This is a genomic window from Lacticaseibacillus baoqingensis, assembly GCF_003946165.1.
In the GTDB taxonomy this organism is placed as follows: domain Bacteria; phylum Bacillota; class Bacilli; order Lactobacillales; family Lactobacillaceae; genus Lacticaseibacillus; species Lacticaseibacillus baoqingensis.
Genome location: NZ_RHOI01000003.1, coordinates 125,505 through 143,432, shown reverse-complemented (window position 1 = coordinate 143,432; position 17,928 = coordinate 125,505). Strand labels below are relative to the sequence as shown.

Annotated in this window: 16 protein-coding genes; 12 read left to right on the top strand and 4 right to left on the bottom strand. The window is 54.3% G+C overall.

Features of this window, described 5'->3' with window-relative positions:
- Positions 1–1,905: LPXTG cell wall anchor domain-containing protein (locus EKM91_RS02165; protein WP_125749068.1), on the top strand; the 1,905-nt coding region annotated here is incomplete at its 5' end.
- 892 nt (positions 1,906–2,797) lie between these two features.
- Here the strand turns inward: EKM91_RS02165 and EKM91_RS02160 are convergent.
- A complete protein-coding gene (locus tag EKM91_RS02160; protein WP_225419430.1) occupies positions 2,798–3,289 on the bottom strand; it encodes a pyridoxamine 5'-phosphate oxidase family protein in 492 nt (163 codons plus the stop codon).
- A 316-nt stretch (positions 3,290–3,605) separates the two neighbouring features.
- On the opposite strand from EKM91_RS02160, the gene EKM91_RS02155 reads away from it, so the two are divergent.
- From EKM91_RS02155 to EKM91_RS02115, 10 genes are all read left to right on the top strand, one after another.
- Positions 3,606–5,180 (top strand): helix-turn-helix domain-containing protein, encoded by a 1,575-nt coding sequence (locus tag EKM91_RS02155; protein WP_125749065.1) that lies wholly within the window; start codon positions 3,606–3,608, stop codon positions 5,178–5,180.
- A 129-nt stretch (positions 5,181–5,309) separates the two neighbouring features.
- Positions 5,310–6,275 carry a helix-turn-helix domain-containing protein gene (locus EKM91_RS02150; RefSeq protein ID WP_164508421.1) on the top strand — a complete coding sequence of 322 codons (966 nt, stop codon included), beginning with the start codon at positions 5,310–5,312 and terminating at the stop codon, positions 6,273–6,275.
- A complete protein-coding gene (locus tag EKM91_RS02145; protein ID WP_125749056.1) occupies positions 6,272–6,733 on the top strand; it encodes an alcohol dehydrogenase in 462 nt (153 codons plus the stop codon). The genes EKM91_RS02150 and EKM91_RS02145 overlap by 4 nt, the downstream gene beginning before the upstream one ends.
- A 281-nt stretch (positions 6,734–7,014) precedes the next feature.
- Complete coding sequence (locus EKM91_RS02140; RefSeq protein WP_125749053.1) at positions 7,015–9,702, top strand: SpaA isopeptide-forming pilin-related protein; 2,688 nt, start codon at positions 7,015–7,017, stop codon at positions 9,700–9,702.
- 28 nt (positions 9,703–9,730) lie between these two features.
- Positions 9,731–10,747, top strand: coding sequence for a WxLIP family cell surface protein (locus EKM91_RS02135; protein WP_225419432.1), 1,017 nt, complete (start codon positions 9,731–9,733; stop codon positions 10,745–10,747).
- Positions 10,693–11,709, top strand: coding sequence for a WxL protein host-binding domain-containing protein (locus EKM91_RS02130; RefSeq protein WP_125749046.1), 1,017 nt, complete (start codon positions 10,693–10,695; stop codon positions 11,707–11,709). The genes EKM91_RS02135 and EKM91_RS02130 overlap by 55 nt, the downstream gene beginning before the upstream one ends.
- Positions 11,702–11,857 carry a hypothetical protein gene (locus EKM91_RS13770; RefSeq protein WP_164508420.1) on the top strand — a complete coding sequence of 52 codons (156 nt, stop codon included), beginning with the start codon at positions 11,702–11,704 and terminating at the stop codon, positions 11,855–11,857. The genes EKM91_RS02130 and EKM91_RS13770 overlap by 8 nt, the downstream gene beginning before the upstream one ends.
- Positions 11,858–11,950: 93 nt before the next feature.
- Positions 11,951–12,829, top strand: a complete 879-nt coding sequence (locus EKM91_RS02125) for a WxL domain-containing protein (RefSeq protein WP_125749043.1) — start codon at positions 11,951–11,953, stop codon at positions 12,827–12,829.
- A gap of 360 nt (positions 12,830–13,189) precedes the next feature.
- The gene (locus EKM91_RS02120; protein WP_125749040.1) at positions 13,190–14,533 is read left to right on the top strand and encodes an Nramp family divalent metal transporter; all 1,344 of its coding nucleotides are present in this window, start codon (positions 13,190–13,192) and stop codon (positions 14,531–14,533) included.
- Positions 14,534–14,546: 13 nt separating this feature from the next.
- Positions 14,547–15,149, top strand: coding sequence for a TetR/AcrR family transcriptional regulator (locus EKM91_RS02115; protein ID WP_125749037.1), 603 nt, complete (start codon positions 14,547–14,549; stop codon positions 15,147–15,149).
- A gap of 78 nt (positions 15,150–15,227) precedes the next feature.
- Here the strand turns inward: EKM91_RS02115 and EKM91_RS02110 are convergent, their stop codons facing one another.
- The 3 genes from EKM91_RS02110 to EKM91_RS13765 form a co-directional block, all read right to left on the bottom strand.
- A complete protein-coding gene (locus tag EKM91_RS02110) occupies positions 15,228–15,650 on the bottom strand; it encodes a GNAT family N-acetyltransferase (RefSeq protein WP_164508419.1) in 423 nt (140 codons plus the stop codon).
- A gap of 75 nt (positions 15,651–15,725) precedes the next feature.
- The gene (locus EKM91_RS02105) at positions 15,726–16,079 is read right to left on the bottom strand and encodes an iron-sulfur cluster biosynthesis family protein (RefSeq protein ID WP_125749031.1); all 354 of its coding nucleotides are present in this window, start codon (positions 16,077–16,079) and stop codon (positions 15,726–15,728) included.
- Between the two features lie 25 nt (positions 16,080–16,104).
- Positions 16,105–16,374, bottom strand: a complete 270-nt coding sequence (locus tag EKM91_RS13765) for a hypothetical protein (protein ID WP_164508418.1) — start codon at positions 16,372–16,374, stop codon at positions 16,105–16,107.
- Between the two features lie 95 nt (positions 16,375–16,469).
- On the opposite strand from EKM91_RS13765, the gene EKM91_RS02100 reads away from it, so the two are divergent.
- A complete protein-coding gene (locus EKM91_RS02100; RefSeq protein ID WP_125749028.1) occupies positions 16,470–17,891 on the top strand; it encodes an MFS transporter in 1,422 nt (473 codons plus the stop codon).
- Positions 17,892–17,928: the final 37 nt, after the last annotated feature.

Genomic DNA, 17,928 nt, shown 5'->3' with positions numbered 1-17,928 from the left:
GCAGCCGCTAAGACGGCTGGTCAAGCAGTGGTTGATGGTGCAACCACAGATGGGGTCGCCACGAGCCCAGATGTTGCCAAAGCGATCGCCAATTATGCCAAAGTGGCTGATGGTGCCGATCAAGCCCAACAAACCACAGCGGACGTCACCGCAGCCGCTAATGCGGTTCAAGCCGCGATCAATACGGCTAAGGACGCTAAGGCGAAAGCCACGACGGCTGCACAACAAGATGCAATGCCAGTGACCAATGAAGGAAGTGTCCAAGCTGCTAAGCAAACCTTAGATAACTTATTAAAAGATCCTGCTAGTGACAACCAAGCCCTAACGGATGCGGCAACGGCTTACGGTGACGCGATCACCGCTGCCAAGCAAGCGCGGACAGCCGCTAAGACGGCTGGTCAAGCAGTGGTCGATGGGGCAACCACAGATGGAGTTGCCACAAATCCAGATGTCGCCAAAGCGATCGCCAATTATGGCAAAGTGGTTGATGGTGCCGATCAAGCCCAGCAAACCACAGCAGACATCACCGCCGCTGCTAATGCAGTTCAAGCCGCGATCAATGCGGCTAAGGACGCTAAGGCTAACGCTGCGGCTGCTGCTCAACAAGCGGCAACGCCTGTCAGCAATGAAGCCGGGGTCCAAGCTGCTAAAGAGACCTTGGATAACCTTTTGCAAGCTCCTGCCAGTGATAACCAGGCCCTGACAACTGCCGCTAAAGCTTATACCAACGCGATCACCGCCGCCAAAAACGCCCGTGATCACGCTAAGCGTGACGGTCAAGCACTGGTGAACACCGCCAATGCGGCTGGGTTGCAGCATAACCCTGCCGTTGCTGCAGCAATCGCCAATTATCAAACGGTCGTTGCGGCTGCCGATGGTGAAAAAGCCACGACAGCAGCCGTCCAAGCAGCAGCCGGTGCGATCCAAGCCGCATTGACGGCGGCACAAAATGCATCCAGCCAAGCCCAAACGGCTGGCAACCAAGATGCTTCTCCGGTCGGCAACGAAAGCGGCGTGCAAGCCACGAAAGCGGCATTAGTAGCGGCTTTAGGCAAGCTGACCAGCAGCAGTCAAACGCTAACGGCAGCAGCCAACGCTTATACCCAAGCAATCGCAACGGCTAAGCAAGCCCGCGATGACGCCAAAACCGCCGGCCAAGCCATTGTGGCTAGTGCCACAACAGCCGGTGTGGCGGATAACGCGGATGTCGCCGCGGCGATCCAAGCTTACAACGCCGTCGTCAAAGCCGCTGATGGTGAAAAAGCCACGACGGCAGCCGTCCAAGCGGCGGCAGCTAAGCTGCAAGCAGTCATTGATGCAGCTAAGGCAGCTAAAGCTAATGCGGAAACGGCACTTGTTCAAGACGCCGCACCTGTCGCCAATGAACCAAGTGTGGACGCGGCCAAACAAGCGCTGACCAATGCGCTGGCTGATCCAAGCAGCAGTATCAAAGTCCTTGACGATGCGGCTAAAGCGTATGCTCAAGCCATCGCCGCTGCCCAAAAAGCGCGAGCAGATGCCTTGAATACTGGCACTAAGCTGGTCGGTCAAACCCAAACGGCGACTGGTCAAAAGACCCCGGCAGTCACTGCTGCGGTCAATGACTACGAGCAGCTGGTGGCCGCAGCCAAGGCTGGTCATGCAACGACGGCCGAAGTCCAAGCAGCAGCTGCCAAGCTGCAAGCCGCCTTGCAGACGCCGATTTCGACGCCAGCATCGGCACAACCTGTCGCAAGCGCCCAAGCGCCTGCTGCATCTGGACAACCGGCATCGGCACAACAGCCGACTGCTGCGGCTTACCCGCAAACCGGCGAAAAGCAATCTAACGCCGGCGTGATCGGGTTGGCTATCACCACGATGATGGCACTGCTTGGTTTAGGTCAAAAGAAGCGCAAACAAGACTAAGCACAACTGCAACAAACGCCATGATCAGCCCAAAGCGGTGCTGATCTAAGCCCCCAGCTTTGGCTAAATGCCAAGGCTGGGGGCTTTTTGCGCACACTAAAGACTCCCAACGCCTTAACGTTGCGAGCCTTTGAATTTTGATCTGTGTAGACCTTGACGCCAAATCGCCAAGGGTAAAACCCACAGGCACAGGGACGACGGCCAGATGCCGGGCCTAGTAGCAAAAGTAGGCAGACCAGTAGCGTAAGACCTTGGCTGCGGCATGCGCACAGCGTTAATTTTGCTTGTGCGTTGACGCTAGCAGGAATTTGGCTAGTGATGTGGCCACTGATGCAAACTAGACGCGGCGGTGATGCAGGTGGGCCGCCACGATTTTGGCGCGCGACCTCAGCGGGAGTGCCTGTGGCGATGCACCTGGCCGACCAAAAACCGCGCCAGGTAGTGCATCGAAATTAACAGGCGAAGCGGCAGACAACGACCTGATCAGATCGAGGCGGTAAACTAAGCGCTTAGCTTATCGGCACAATCATCAGGCAAAACCGTGCGGGCCCACACGGCGGCGAGTGTGCGTGCCCCGCGCTGGCTTTTGTGGGGCAAAAACCAGCGACTCACGCAGTCGCCAACAGGCAGTGATCAATTGCCTGTCTATATACAAATAAGGCAATTTTGCCCGATTTTTGCTAGACAGATACGCACAAGAAATTAAGCTAATCGTGCGGAGTCACCTGTCGGTATAGGGCTTTCATGTAAGAAAATTTATTTTTTTGTATTAGAATTCGCTGAGAGGGCTCTACTTTTTTGACCTAAATTGCCTCTTTGTTAATAGGGGGCTGTGCAGCTGCCTAGTGAAAAAAAACAAGCGCTCAGCTGATCCTGAGCACTTGCCGATGGGTTAAGCTGTATGGGCCTTGCCGGTCAGTTCGGTCAGGGTGATCTTGATCACGCCGACGCCAGCGACTTGGTGGTCGGCTAGCGGGGCGAAGCTGGCTAAGGGCCGGCCGGTTTCGTGTTGCATCAAAAGATCTAAGGCGTGGCGCTTTTCAGCTGGATCAGCGATCAGCTCGGCGATGCCAAAGCCGATCACACTGCGGTAGGCGGCAGAATAATCTGGGGCTTGCTCGCCTGCCGGCATTAATGTCGAGCCGTCGTCGATTTGGATGCAGACATGCGGGTCTGCGGCGATCAAGCGGCGCTTTTTGCCTTGCCGCGCCCCGTGGCTATAAAGGATGAGCGTCTCATCTCGCCATTCGTAACCATAATTGGTCGGCACGACGTAAGGGAAAGGGCTGTCGTTGAGGCCAATATGGACGACGTGACAGTCGGCAATTACTGATTTGATTTCTGGTAATAAGATTTCTCGTTCAAAGCGGCGCATTTTTTCCATAAGCGACCCTCCTAAATTTCACTTATTGTAGCATAGTGTCGGAGTTTTGGTCTGTACAGTCCAGTAATCAGCGGGCACATTCGCCAGAGAGAATAATTAACTAATTTTTTGAAGGACATGATTTTAATAATTGATTCTCACGCCGGTTTAAAGGGATAGTTCTGGTAGTAGTGGGGTGATGATGCTAGGCTGAGATTATACAACGCTGCATAACGTGTTGATCTGGGGGGACTGCAAGCGAGGGTACACAGAGGTAGTCTCTATTTTGGTGTATCAAAAAGCGTTTGGGTGTAGCTGGAATAAAAGGGGGATTTTCTTGAGTAAAACATGGGGTGATCTGTTCTTAGCGCCAAGGGATCAAGATAAACTGCGACTATATCAGCAGATCCAAGCCCAAGCCCAGGAAACGATGACGGTTGCCGAATGGATCCGCTGGCAGCGGCTGCAAAAATGTCCGGATTTTGAGATCAACTTGCGGCAATTGGCGCTTTTATCCAAGCAAAGCTATGGCGCTGTTTATTATACCTACAAGCAATTGCGGTTGTTGTTGCGGCAATTGGCACCTGACGTCGTGGACAAAGACGAACGCTTATTCTGCTTGTCTGCCGGTCAGGTGCGCTTGGCTTTGGTCAAAGCCGGGGTACCGTTTAATTTCATCCAGCATTTGTTGGCAGAAGACTTGGCAGAATTTGAAGGGTTTTTGACGGCAAGCAACGTGTCGCGGTCAACCGCCTTGCGTCAACTGCGCCCTTTGCGTGATTTGGCCAAGCAGCTAGGGGTGTCGATCGTCTATGAGAAGATGCAGATCTCAGGACCGGAATTGAACATCCGATTGTTTTTGTACATGGCTTATTGGCGTGCGACCAATGGTGCCGGGTGGCCTTTTGCCAATTGGACCAAAGCCCAAGCCAAGCAATTCGGCCAGCAAGTCAATCGCGCCTTTGCCGTGCAATCTGCCAATCCAGTCATTGGCGAAATGCAGTTGTATTTCGTGGCAGTGGGGCATTTGCGGCGCATGCATCACCATTTTGAAACCAAACCGGTTGCGGTGATGACCCAGCTAACGCCGAATGTCTTGCAGTCATTCAGTGATTTGAGTGACGCGCAGCAAGTGGCCGAATCGCAGCTGTTATATTTGATCCATTTCTTGGTACCGGCTTATTCGGCGCCAGATGATCCGCTGTTGGCCAATGTGTTAGGCAATCTGCAGTATTTTGATCCGCGCCTCCATGCGTTTGTGGTGCAGCTGATCGCGCAGTTGCCAGACGATATCATTTTGCAAGATGCCCAGTCGCACCCAGTCGATGCGTTGCTTGAAGCGAGCATTTTTGCCACGGTGATCAGCGTGCTGACGGTAGGCGTCGATTTTGAAGCGGTCAATGCGTATGCGTTCAATCGACACATGCATACCACGCCTGTCGATCCGGCATTAAAGCAGCTGGTCCAGCATGTGGTGTTGCAAGCATTGGCAAAACAGCCTTCACCAGAATTGCAGCAACACGCTGCGGCGATCGCCCATGCGGTGTATCTGCACCTCTTGCAATTGCGCCGTTATACGCAACCGGTGGCGCGCGTTAAAGTGGCGATGCTGCTGGAGCCGGTCACGCTGGATTTTTATAACTTATTAACGTTTATCAACCGGCAGCCGACGGTGAAGCTGTGGCATGGCGATTATCAAGCCGCTGATTTGGTGATCGTCGATTCGGCCTTGCCTTTGCAGCTGACTGGCGCCAAGCGCCCGATCGTCTTCAAGTGGGACATGAACGCCGGCAGTGAACAAATCGGACAGCTTTATAGTGTGATCTTAGATATTCAACAACAAAAAGTGCACCAAGCAGGAGGCGGCCGGTATGATTCGGGGGAATTGCCGGCAGCAGACCCATACCGCTGATTGAAGCACCAATGAGGCTTAGTGTCGCCTCAGATATTCTTTTGGCTAAATATAACGGGATGTCGATTTATCAAATGTGTGAACATAGCTGGCTGTGCCTGGTAACTAATGGGAACAGGAGCAGCGATCATGAAGCAATACAGTGTCATTTTAGGGAACTTCTTGCAACAACAGCGCTTGGCGCGGCATTTGTCGCGGGCAGAATTAGCGCAGCGGTTGACGTTGTCAGAAAAAACCTTACAGCGCATCGAACAAGGTCAAGTTGAGATCAAAGCCAGTCAGCTATTGACGTTCATGACCTTTTTTGGGGTAACGTCTGCAGAGATCGTCGCGTTGACTGCCGGTGAATGCGCGCCGTCAACGGTATTGCAACAATTGCACCAGGCGCAAACCCAAGCAGATATCCCCGCTTTGCAAGCACTAGAAGCGCGCTTGGCAGCCGCTTATCAACAACAACACATTCCTTGGCAGCGGTGTGCAGTGACGGTGTGCCGTATCTTGCAAGCCCAAGCGCACCAGTCGCCTCAAGCCCAGCAGTTGGCCAGCCGCTTGTGTGCGTATTATTTGCAGTGTGAGACGCTGACGCGGTTTGATTTTCAGTTGCTGACGATGATCGTTGGCTGTGCCCCTTATGCGCAAGCGATCGCGTTTATCACCGGTGGGCAAGTCAAGGCTCAACGCGACCATCAGCAGGCTTTGGCGGTGCTGGCAGATTATTTTATCGGCTTGTTGACTAGCGCCTTGGCAACTCAAGAAGCGCAGGTGATCAGTTGTGCCAGTCAGCTCATCTTGCGCCAACAAGACTTGGCTCAAGCGGGTGATTTCAGCATGTATCAGCGCTTAGCCAAGTGGATGCTGATGTGGCTGGCCGGCGAGCCGCAAGCGGCCACTGCCGGCAAAACAGCCTTGGTGCACGCCTTGGCGGTTGTGTATCCGCCGTCAGTGGCGCATGCCCGCCGCGCGATCATTGAACATTTGTGGCAAATTTTGATACAAACGCGGACAGCGGGGGTATCATCGCAGCACCTTTTACCCCGCTACTCATGGCGCAGCGATGCCGCAGTGGTTGAAGCGTTAGGTGGTGAAGGCCGATGAGTGCACGGATCGATCTCACCGGGCAGCACTTTGCACGCTTGCAGGTCCTGCATGCCCAAGGCCGCGGGAAAAATGGCAACGTGTTGTGGCTGTGCCGGTGTCGTTGCGGCAATATCGTGTTAGTCGATGGTTATCGGTTGCGCACCGGCGAAACCAAAAGTTGCGGCTGTTTGCGCAAAGAAGCCTCGCGCCAGCGCATCTTTGCCCAACCGCAAACCGTCTTGATGATGCAAGCACCGACAAAAGTAGCGATCCGTCGGGACTTGCCGCAACGGCGCAGCCGTCGCAACCGCTCAGGGGTGACCGGGGTCAGTTGGGATGCCCAATCACAGCGGTGGCTGGCACGGTTGATGGTGGCAGGCAAGCTGGTGTTGAATCATGGCTACGTGCGCTTTGCCGATGCCAAAAAAGCCCGTCAAGACGCGGAACGCCAATATGGCGTAGCGCCGCGGCGCTAAGCGGTCGCCACTGGCGGCTTTTTTAAGTTGAACTGACGCTTTGGTCACTTGTGACCAGGTCACTTTAGACCGAATTCGGCCAGTCCCCCATTGGCTGTGGCAAAATGAGGCTAAGAGACGTTGTGGGGTTAACATCCTGCAATGACGCGGCAATTAGCCAATTTTTTACAGACATGCATCGTTTTTTACATGACGTACATTCGGGGGAACTGTACAGGAGTGTCGGGGTTTTGACTAGCGATAATTTTAGTCAATGACGCTTGAGAACAGGAGGTACGGCGATGCGAAAATTCAACCAAACATCATGGCGCGTCAAAGCCGGCGCTATTTTTAGTGCGGTGCTCGTGTTATTTGGTGCGGTTTACGCCATCAGTCAAATCGCCCACCCAGTCGTCGGCTTAGCAGAAGATCCGCGTTTGAGCGTGGCCGCCAATGATGCCAAAGAGACTTTTACCAGCCAGACGCCAGTAGCGATCACGGTGACCAATCAAGTCGATCCTACGGCCACGGTCAGTTTGCAGCTGCCGACAGGGGTGAGTGTCGATTGGACCGCGACCCAAAAGCTTTGGGGCAGCGACCATGCCGCCACCCAAAATGGGCAAGCCTTGATCGCCGCCGATCAAACCCTGCATGTGACCACTACGCCAAGCGGACCGGTCGTCACCTTAGCTTGGCCGCACCAAACCGCCGCTACGGTCAAACTAAGCTTGGCCTTGCAAGTGGCTGCCAGCGTCAATACCATCACCTTGCAGCCGAAGATCGGCACCGCCGTTTTAGGCACCAAGCGGGTGTTGACGAGCACCGCTGCCCCTGCGGCGGCTGCCAGCAGCACGGCCGCAGCGGCAACTGGCAGTGCCACTACCGGCACAAAGGCGCCGGCACCAGCGCCGGCACCGACTCCGCAACCGGCACCCGCACCGACACCGGCTGGCGGCACCTTGAGTGTCACCAGCGGCAATGCCAGTTATCTGTTTGCCGATAATTCTTTGATCCCAGTGGTCGTCACCAATACGCAAACGCCAGGGGCGGTGGTGACCGTTGGCTTAGGCGGGACGACGCTGGATTGGGCCAAGACTTATCAAGCTTGGAAGGCGATGGACCCAAGCACCACCAGTAACGATGATTTCACCGCCTTAACGACCGATAGCGGCGCTAGTTTGACGTTGAAGACGCAAGCCGGCCAACAAGTCGTGGCCTTGTATATGCCAACTAGCGGCACGCATGCCGGCAGCGTCCCCTTGACTGTTAAGCCGAGTGCCGGGTTAAGTGATTTCACCTTGACGCCAGTGTTGGCGGATGGCACCAAAGGCACTGCCGGGCAATGGCGGCATATCACCATCATCGACCCGGATACCGAAGAATCAACGTTATACGCTTGGTTGGAAAATACCAAAGGCAATGAAGCGACGAAGTTCAAAGTCGGCGCGACCGGGGTCGTCCATATTCGGGTGGAAAACTTGACGCAGCACAACGCCATCGTGCAATTACCTGCGGCGACCACGCTTGATTTTAGTAAAACCAAGCTCGTAGCGGCGGATAACACTACTGTCACCAGCAAATATACCGCCACCGCGACTGGCGGCACGTATACCTATACGCTGGTCCACACCAGCCCGGATCACACCACCAATACCAGCCATGTGGTGGTCACCTATGATCAACAAGATCAGCGCATCACGGTGAGCTCTGCAGATGGCGGCGGCCCAGAGCTGTATTTTTACTTCACGATCAATGCCGGCGGCGGCAATAGCGGCTACACAGTCCAAGCTTATATGGATGACGGCATTGATGGCCGGACATGGACGATGCAAGTGACTGGGGATGTCACCCCAGCCGCTGAACGCGTGCAGATCAAAAAAGTCGACGCCCAAACGCCCACAACGACCTTAGCCGGCGCGCAATTTCAACTGACAGATACCCAAGACGCCAGCGATGATCAAACTTCTGCCGCAACAGACAGCAGCGGCTTGACCACGATCGTGCCGAAAAATGCCGGCGTGCGGACCTTGCGCTTAAAAGAAGTCACCGCACCGCCTGGCTATTCGACTGCGCCTGGCACTTATGAGGTGCAATGGTCCAAGCTCTTAGGGATCACCGCGGTGCGCGTGCCTGGTGAAACTTGGGCGCAACGCACTAGCGATGGGGTCTTGAGTGTTAAAGACAATCAATTGACCTTCAACGACAGCAAAACCGGCCAGATCACGGTGCAAGAATATGACCGTTCGACCCATACCATGCTGGCGACGAATACGTACACCGGGGAAAACGGCCAGGCTTTGACCGCCAGCCATCCCGGCGCCAATGTGCCAGCCACGCATGAAGGCTTGACGATTTGGGGCACCACCATGGGCAGCGTCGATGGCCCGCTGGATCCATATGCCGCAGATAACTTGCCAGATCCGGTATTTTCTGCGACGCCGCAAACTTTGACCTATGTGTATGACCGGCAAATGTTTGAGCTTGATCCGGATGCCACGCTTGAGTTTGGGCAATTTGCCCCGACTGCGACCACTGAAAATTACTTGATCGGCGCCCATGCGCGCGCCACCGCGCAGCCGCTGCCTTTTGGCGCGACAGTGATCGATCGTATCGGCGTTGGGTCGTGGCAGTTAAGCGTTGCCCAAGATGATCAGTTCATGCATGACAGCGACCAAACGCCGTTGACGGATGCGCGCTTGTGGTTCAAGAACCTCCAAGTTACCAGCACCGGCGGCAATACCGCGGCGATGACCCAGTTTCAAACACAGCCGCAATTCACCTTGGTGCCTAAAGCCAAGCCCACGGCGATCGTTTCCGCTAAAGTCGCGCCAACCGCCGATGAGACTGTCGGCACCCAGCAATGGCGGGTCAATTTTGGCTCGCAAACCACCGGCGGGCAAAGTGTCGGGCTTTATGTGCCAAACACCACCACCAGGCTCAATGGGCATTATTCGACGGTGCTGACATGGACAGCCGACCAGCTGCCATAGTCATGAAGGAGAGAGTGTTTTGAAAAAAGTGTTAGCCGGGATCTTTGGCATCCTGTTAGGGATCACGCTGGCGGCAAACCTGCCGGTGCATGCCGCCAGTGATGATCAAAATGATTTTGAAGTCCAGCCGGTGTTGCCGGATAACCAAACGAACATGGCGGAGAATTTTTATGACCTGAAAGTCAAAGGCAGCGACCGCCAAACGCTGCAGTTGCGGATCCAAAACTTCACCGGCAAAACCATCACCGTCAACAGCAATATTCGCAATGCCTATACCCAAATCGGCGGCGGGATCGAATTCACCCCTAAGCCGCGCACCCAAAGCCTCAAGCACCCGCTGACGCACATGTTGACGCTGCCTAAGGCGCAACAAACCATCACCCTTGGCCCGCATGAAGCCACGACGTTATCTGCGGCGTTAAGCGTGCCCAAGGAAAGTTTTAAGGGCATGGTGTATGGCGATTGGCATTTCACCGAAAAAGTTGCCGGCGCCACCAAGAACCACACGGCGATCAAGGCGCATTATGCCTATTCTGTCGGGGTATTGCTGCAAGGCAAGCATTATGCCACCACCTCAGCAGCCTTAAAATACGCCGGCACGCGGCCAATGCTGTACAACAAGCATCCGGCCATGGCCATCGCCGTGGCCAATCCGCAGCCGATGGCCATGCGGCAAGTGGCCATCAAGGCGCAGATCATGCGCCAAGGCGATCGCAACACGGTGCGCACCTATCAAGCTACCAAGAAAATGATCGCCCCAAACTCGACGTTAAAAGCGCCGATCTCTTGGAATTATGATGCGATGAAGCCAGGGACTTATCAGATCAAGATCCAAGTCCAAGGGCAAAACTATGCCAACCGCTTCCCGATCGATCAAACCTTCACCCGCACCTTCAAAGTCGCCCAGCAAACTGCCGACAAATTAAACGCCCAAGCCGCCAAAAAGCCGAAAAACCGCTGGCTGCCGGCGGCCATCACCAGCGGCGTGTTATGGCTGATGGCGGTGGGGAGTTTGATTTGGGTCTTGGCGGTCAAGCCGCGATGAGCGGGCACAACTGGCGCATGGCCCTGCTGGGATTAGTGATCGGCCTGGCGCTTGGCGGCCGCCAGGTGGTGCAAGCCGCCACCAGTACCTTTATGATCCGCCCAGAATTGCCCAGCGACAACCGCGTCGGCCAAGCCGCCGGGTATTTTGACCTCAAAGCACACCAAGACACGCGCGCCATCGCCGTGCGCGTCTACAACCCGGCAAAGTCTTCGCTGAAGCTGCAAGTGGCCTTGTTAAAAGGCACCAATGGCACTAATGGCGCTTTGCGGTACCAGCCTGCGCCAAAAGCAGACCAACGCTTGGTCAGCTACCCGCACCAAGTGACCTTAGCGCCTAAAGCCATGGCCCAGATCCGCTTTACCTTACCCAAGCGCGCGGCGCTTGGCGCTGGGTCGCGGTTGTGGGCGGTGCAGCTGACCAGCATGCCAAAGACCAACAGCGACGCGGTGGTCAACCGCGTGCAATACCGCATCGGCTTAATCGTTTCCGGCCAAGCGGTCCAGACCTTGCACAAAGCCAAGGTCGTCGGCTTCAGTCCGCGCGTCAAGCTGCAACACCCAAAACCGCAAGTCACGCTTGAAAACCTTGATCCGGTGTTCTTGCGATCAGTCACCCTCCATGCCACATGGCAGCATGCGCGTTTGGGGTGGCTGAATTATCACCAGACCCGCACCGGGTTGAAGTGGGCGCCGCGCGGGCGCTTGCCAGTCGCGTTGCCGTTTGCCGGTGAACATCTGCAACCAGGGGTCTATGCCGTTAAGCTGCAGCTGAAAACGGATCACTGGCACCAAACCTTGACGCGTTTTGTGCGCGTTAATGCCAAAGGCCGCATCACCCTGAGTGATCAAGCGGCTTATCGGCGCTCACAGCGTTGGTGGTGGGGGATTATTGCCATCATCATCGGGTTGGTTGTCTCAGGCGGGTTTTGGCAATGGCAAAGGAGGAAGCGTCATGCGTAGATTGATCAAACGATTTGGGTATCATCGCGTCTTGTTGACCACGATCATCGCTTTGGCGGTGATTACAGTGGCGCTGGCCGCCACGACGACCATGGCGATCAAGACGCAACACCAACTCGATTCTTGGGTCACATTCACCATGAATTGACCCCGTGCTCGGCACCACTTAATTTTGTTTATGCCATATTTGCCTCAATATGGGATGAAAATTTTACTTTGACACACAATGGAGGAAAGACACATGAAACTTACAAAAATGACAGCAGTACTGCTGGCCAGTGCCACCGTTTTAGGCGGTTTATTGACCGTTGCGCCAAGTGCCACCCATGCGGCCACTCAAAACAACAATGCCGCAGCTAACAACGGCGTGGCTTTGCCACAAACCGACACCACTAAAGCAGGCATTTCTTTTGGTCAACCAAATCCAAACGGGAATTCTGGTTACCTGCGCCTGCAAAAAGTCCCTCAGATCTTAGACTTTGGGAACCATGAACGCTTCGATTCTTCCTTCCCAGCGTTCACGGCTGATGGGATCAACGTCGACAATGCCAGCAACAACCGTTACGCCAGCTACAAGTCGACTGATACGAACATGACGGCGATCTTGAACACGTCTGACGCCGCTTTGAACAAGGTCAATGGCAAAGCATGGGCAACCGTTGTCGATAAACAAGACACCCGGACCAATGCAGATACCACTAACACGGCTGTTCCTGGCCAATGGACGTTGAGCGTTAAAGCTGACGGCCCATTAAGCAAAGTGGACAACCAAGGCAACGCGATGGGCAGCACCACCGATGCCTTGTTGAACTTCAAAAACACTGCTTATGGTGAAACCGGCGACGTCTACACCTTGACTGGTGAAGCGCAAGATCAAGGCTATGCACCAACAGCTGCTTTGACGCCGGTTTCCACCATCGCTGACAACATCAGCTTAAACGTTGCTGCAAATGCGACTAGCGCTGATGTAGCCACTGCCGCTGATGGCGAAGGGGCCGGGGCGAACGTCTTTGGCTGGTCCAAGAAGGATATTACCTTGACCTTGCCAAGCACCTTCACGGCTGAAAACGCGATTTATGAAACCTCTTTGACCTGGACGTTAAAGAGTGGGATCGACTAGTCAAACGCAGTCATTTGTAAGTTATCGTGTAAGCGCAAAAGAACTGCGTTAGAGGCAGCGCAGCTCGATCAAAAGCATTCAGAAAAGACAACCAGGGGAGGTTGTCTTTTTTTTGCCATCAAAATGTTACCAGTGCCTAATTTTGACCCATAAAAGCGCTTGGTGCTATGGTTGATGCCTTAGATCAGGCAAAGGCTTCACGCCAAAGTTTATGGCTAGACTAAAAAAATCATGAGCATTTGCTCAAAAGTGCTTGTTTTTTAGGCGGCGTCGTGTAGAATATGCAATGGAAATGAAATTGAGAGTGTGCTCAGTTTTGGGCCGCTCACCGAATTCCAAACCAAGGAAAGAGGTCAAAAGATGATCGAAAATACGAATGAACACGCAAGCAAAAGCTTGGATGAAGTCAATGGGACCGTTGAAGTCCCGCAAAATGCCGGCTTTTGGCGCACGTTAAAAGCCTTTACCGGTCCTGGGATCTTGATCGCTGTGGGCTATATGGACCCTGGTAACTGGATCACCTCGATCGCCGGTGGGGCGCAATATAAATACCGGCTGTTAGCCGTGATCTTGATCTCCAGTTTGATCGCGATGATGCTGCAAGCCATGGCGGCGAAGTTAGGGATCGTCACCGGCAAGGATCTGGCGCAGCTGACGCGTGAACACACCAGCAAATTCGGCGGGTTTTGTTTATGGGTGATCGCAGAATTAGCGATCATGGCCACAGATATCGCTGAGATCATCGGTTCTGGGATCGCCATTCAGCTGTTGTTTGGGATTCCCTTGATCGTTGGGATCATGATCACCGCCTTAGATGTGCTGCTTTTGTTGTTGCTGATGCGCTTAGGCTTCCGCAAGATCGAAGCGATCGTCGCGACCTTGGTGGCTGTGATCTTAGTCGTGTTTGCATATGAAGTGTTCTTGGCCAAGCCGGATGTCGGCGGGATCATTCAAGGCTACTTGCCCACGAGTGAGATCATCACCAACCACGGCATGTTGTATTTGACCTTAGGGATCGTTGGGGCGACGGTGATGCCGCATGATCTGTACTTGGGCTCGTCGATTTCTCAAACGCGCAAAGTCGATCGCAAGAACCGCCAAGAAGTGAAGCGTGCGGTGAAATTTGCCACGATCGACTCCAACATCCAGTTGTTTATCGCCTTTATCGTCAACTCGCTATTGTTGATCTTAGGCGCGGCGCTGTTTTACGGGACGCATTCCAGCCTCGGGCGGTTTGCCGATTTGTTTGCTTCATTGAATAACCCGGCGATCGTAGGCGCCATCGCCAGCCCGATGTTGTCGATGCTGTTTGCCATCGCCTTGCTGTCTTCTGGGCAAAGTTCCACCATTACCGGGACGTTAGCCGGCCAGATCGTGATGGAAGGGTTCGTCCGTATCAAGGCGCCAATGTGGCTGCAGCGGCTGATCACGCGGCTGTTGTCGGTCACCCCGGTGTTGATCTTTGCCATCATTTATCATGGCAATGAAGCCAAGATCGAAAACCTTTTGACCTTCTCGCAAGTATTCTTAAGCATCGCCTTGCCGTTTGCGGTGGTGCCGCTGGTCATTTTTGCCAGCAACAAGCGCTTGATGGGTGAGTTTGCCAACAAGACTTGGATCAAAGTCTGTGCTTGGGTCGCCACCATTGTCTTAGTCTTATTGAACGTCTACTTGATCTTACAAACCATCGGCGTGATCGCTTAAGGAGTGAGTCTGCTTGGATAAAGGAGCCCAACAGCGGGCGCATTTGCTCGACGTCGCCCGCGATCTGTTTGCCGAAAAAGGGTATGAAGCCACCACCACCCGGGCGCTGAATCAAGCCGCCGGGACCAGTGACGGCCTGTTGTACTATTATTTTCCCCATGGCAAACAAGACCTTTTAGATACCATTGTCAAAGAAGGCCTGACGCAGCGCGTCAATGCCTTGGCCGTCGATTTTTCCGCAGTGCACACTAAAGCACAGCTGGAAGGGCAGCTGGTCACGATGATCGAAGAGATCTGGCAGTTGTTTGCCCGAGAAGATAATTATCAATCCTTCATCATCACCGTGCGCGAGCGCATGTTGTTGTCAGAAGTGGGGTCGGATTGGGTGCTGCAATACACGGAACAATTGGAAAAGCGGCTCTTGCAGGCACTAGTCGCCGTCGGTCCGCAATTGGCCTTAGATGAACCGCAGCTGCCGGTATTGGTGTCGGTGATCGCAGCGCTGGTGATCACGCCGCTGTTTAGCGAGTTGTTGTTGCGCAATCAGCGTACGCTGGGTGAACAGCAGCTGGCCGTGTTGCAGCAGCAAGTGCATTTGGTGGTCAGTGCGGCTTGAGTTGGCCGAATCTGCAAGCTTTGCACGCAAAAACGCCTTTGCCGCTGTCGGCAAAGGCGTTTTGCGTCTAAAATCAAATCAATAGCGCGGCTCTAACAGCCGCCGCGGCCGAATGAAGGTATTCGTGGCAGTGTCTGACTCTGGCAAATAGTCAGCGTCAGCAAAGAAAGCCTGCATTTGCGGGTCGTCGCAAGCCACGACGATCCGTGCGACTTGCTTAAAGTAATCATCAAACTGCGCGAGCAATTCGTGCCCGATGCCTTGATGCTGATACTCAGGCAGCACGATCAAGTCTTGAATGAACAAGATCGTATGCATGTCGCTGACCCCGCGGATCAACCCGACTAATTCGCCATCGTCTGTGCGCGCCGTTAACAGCGTGGAGTTGGCGATGCCGCGTGCCGTTTCATCGATCGACTGGAGATAATGACTCCAGTTGACAGCACCATAAAGTTTTTTGATCTCATGGATCGAAAGCCCTGATTCGAACCTGTATTGCACGATTACGCCTCACAATCATCTTTTTGTCATCGATGATTGTACACTTCTTATCATTAAATAACTAGGTGGCAATGATTAGGATTCGGTAAAGTCGATAAACCCAACATTATCGTCGATGTCCCCGCCATCACCAGAAAGCGTAAAGACGCCGAGCGTCGTGTTGTAGCGCATGCTTAAATGCGGATCGAGGTCTTCTTGGGAATAGCCTTTGATCCCCACCGGCCCCAGATTGCTTTCGATGTCCACGTCATAATCATCCGCCGGGGCATCGGCGGCGATCACATTGATGGTGAATTGGACTTGCATGTGGATCATCGCGTGTTGCGAATATGGGCCCACGCCATCTTCGAAGGTCAGCAACAACCGCTTGTCTGGTGCCAGATGAGGGGTCAGCTTGGTGACCGCCGCTGCGTCAAAATTGATCGTCATGAGTATCCCTCCCTTTACTGCTAGCTTAAGCATCTGAGCGGGAATAAGCAATTATTAAGCTGTGGCAATTTTTCGCGCAAGACTTTGATTTCGTCACAATTTCTTCATATTCTCGGATTATATTAAAAGCATGGAAACGAGCCACCCACTCATTTCCATACCCATACCCAACTTTTTCATTTTTACTCCTCCAAGTAAAAATCGCCAGTCGGCTACCCACCGACTGGCCAATCCTTACTCCTTTGGCCGCCACCACCCATGGCGGCCATTTTTGTGCGGCGAGCAGCCACAACAAGCCCTCAAAAAAGCGGGCCGCTTGACAAGCGTCAAACCGGCAATTTTCTAGACACTTTGGTATAATGACCGCATCTACAAAGTTGAGGAGGGGTCATGATGGAAGTGGCACATGCACGGCGCTGGTGGGCGTTGACTGCGCTGGGGTTCTTTGCGTTTATGACGAATCTGGATGGTTCGGTGGTCAATATCGCGGTGCCGGTGATGGCCAAAAGCCTCGGGGTACCGGCGAGTCGCATGGTGTGGGCAACTTCGGTGTATTTGCTTGTGCTGAGTGCCTTATTGCTGCCGTTTGGCAAATTAGGGGATCTGGTCGGCAAACCGCGCATTTTTAAGTGGGGAACTGGCGGGTTCATCATCGGCTCAGTGTTGGCTGGGATCGATTTGGGCTTTGCTTGGCTGATCATGGCGCGGATCGTCCAAGCCGCCGGCGCGGCGATGACCTTGGCGAATACCTATGGGATCGTGACTTCGAGCTTTGATGCCCAAGAACGCGGCAAAGCGATGGGGTATGCTGGGACTTTTGTGGCCTTAGGCAGTGTTGCTGGCCCGGCAGTTGGCGGGCTGGTGCTGTCGGTGGCGCAATGGCCGGTGATCTTTTGGCTGAATGTGCCGTTTGGCTTGCTGGCTTTAGCCTTGGCGCTATGGGCCATGGGCAACGGGGTACCGATGCCGCAGCCGTTTGATTGGCTTGGGGCCAGCTTGCAAGCCGTGGCGATCGCGACGGGCTTTTGGGGTTTGAACTTGAGTCAAACCGATGGCTTTGGCGCCCCAGTGGTGGTCAGCCTGTTGGTGATCGCCGTGGTGGCGATGGGTGGTTTTTTGTGGCATGAAGCGCATACGCCTGCGCCATTGTTGGGGCTCAAACTTTTTGCGAACCGGCTGTTTTCGCTGGGGGTCTTAGCCGTATTTTTAGTCTTTATGGTGCAGTTTTTTACAACGGTGTTGATGCCGTTTTATCTGGAAGACGCGCTGCAGCTGTCGCCAGGTGTGGCCGGGGCGCTGATGTCGGTGTACCCGTTGATGATGGTGTTTTTCACACCGCTGGGCGGGTTTTTGGCAGATAAAATGAACGTGGCCAAGGTCGCTTTAGTGGGCGTGGTGATCATTGCTTTAGGCAGTGCGGCGTATGTCATGCTGGGGCTGCACAGTGCCGTGTGGGTCTTCATTGGGATCACGGTATTGTTAGGAATCGGCAGCGGGATCTTTCAATCCCCGATCGGCGATGTGGTGATGTCTGTGGTCCCCAAGGCGCAATTGGGGGTGGCTGGCAGTTTCAACGCCTTGGCGCGTAATCTGGGGATGGTGGCAGGCACCAGCGTCACCACCACGCTTTTGTTTGCCCAAATGAGTGCCATTGCAAAACACCGCGTCGTCAGCTTCCCTGCGGCCCACCCGGCCTGGTTTATCAGCGGCATGCACGTCGCAATGGGGATCGCCACGCTGTTGGCGCTGACCGCTTGCGGCGTATTGTGGCGCTCGGTGTCAAAATGGCGCGAGTTTGCGGCTAAAGCGTAAACGTCGCAAGGCCATCAGCGGCTAGTCGCGTGTTACA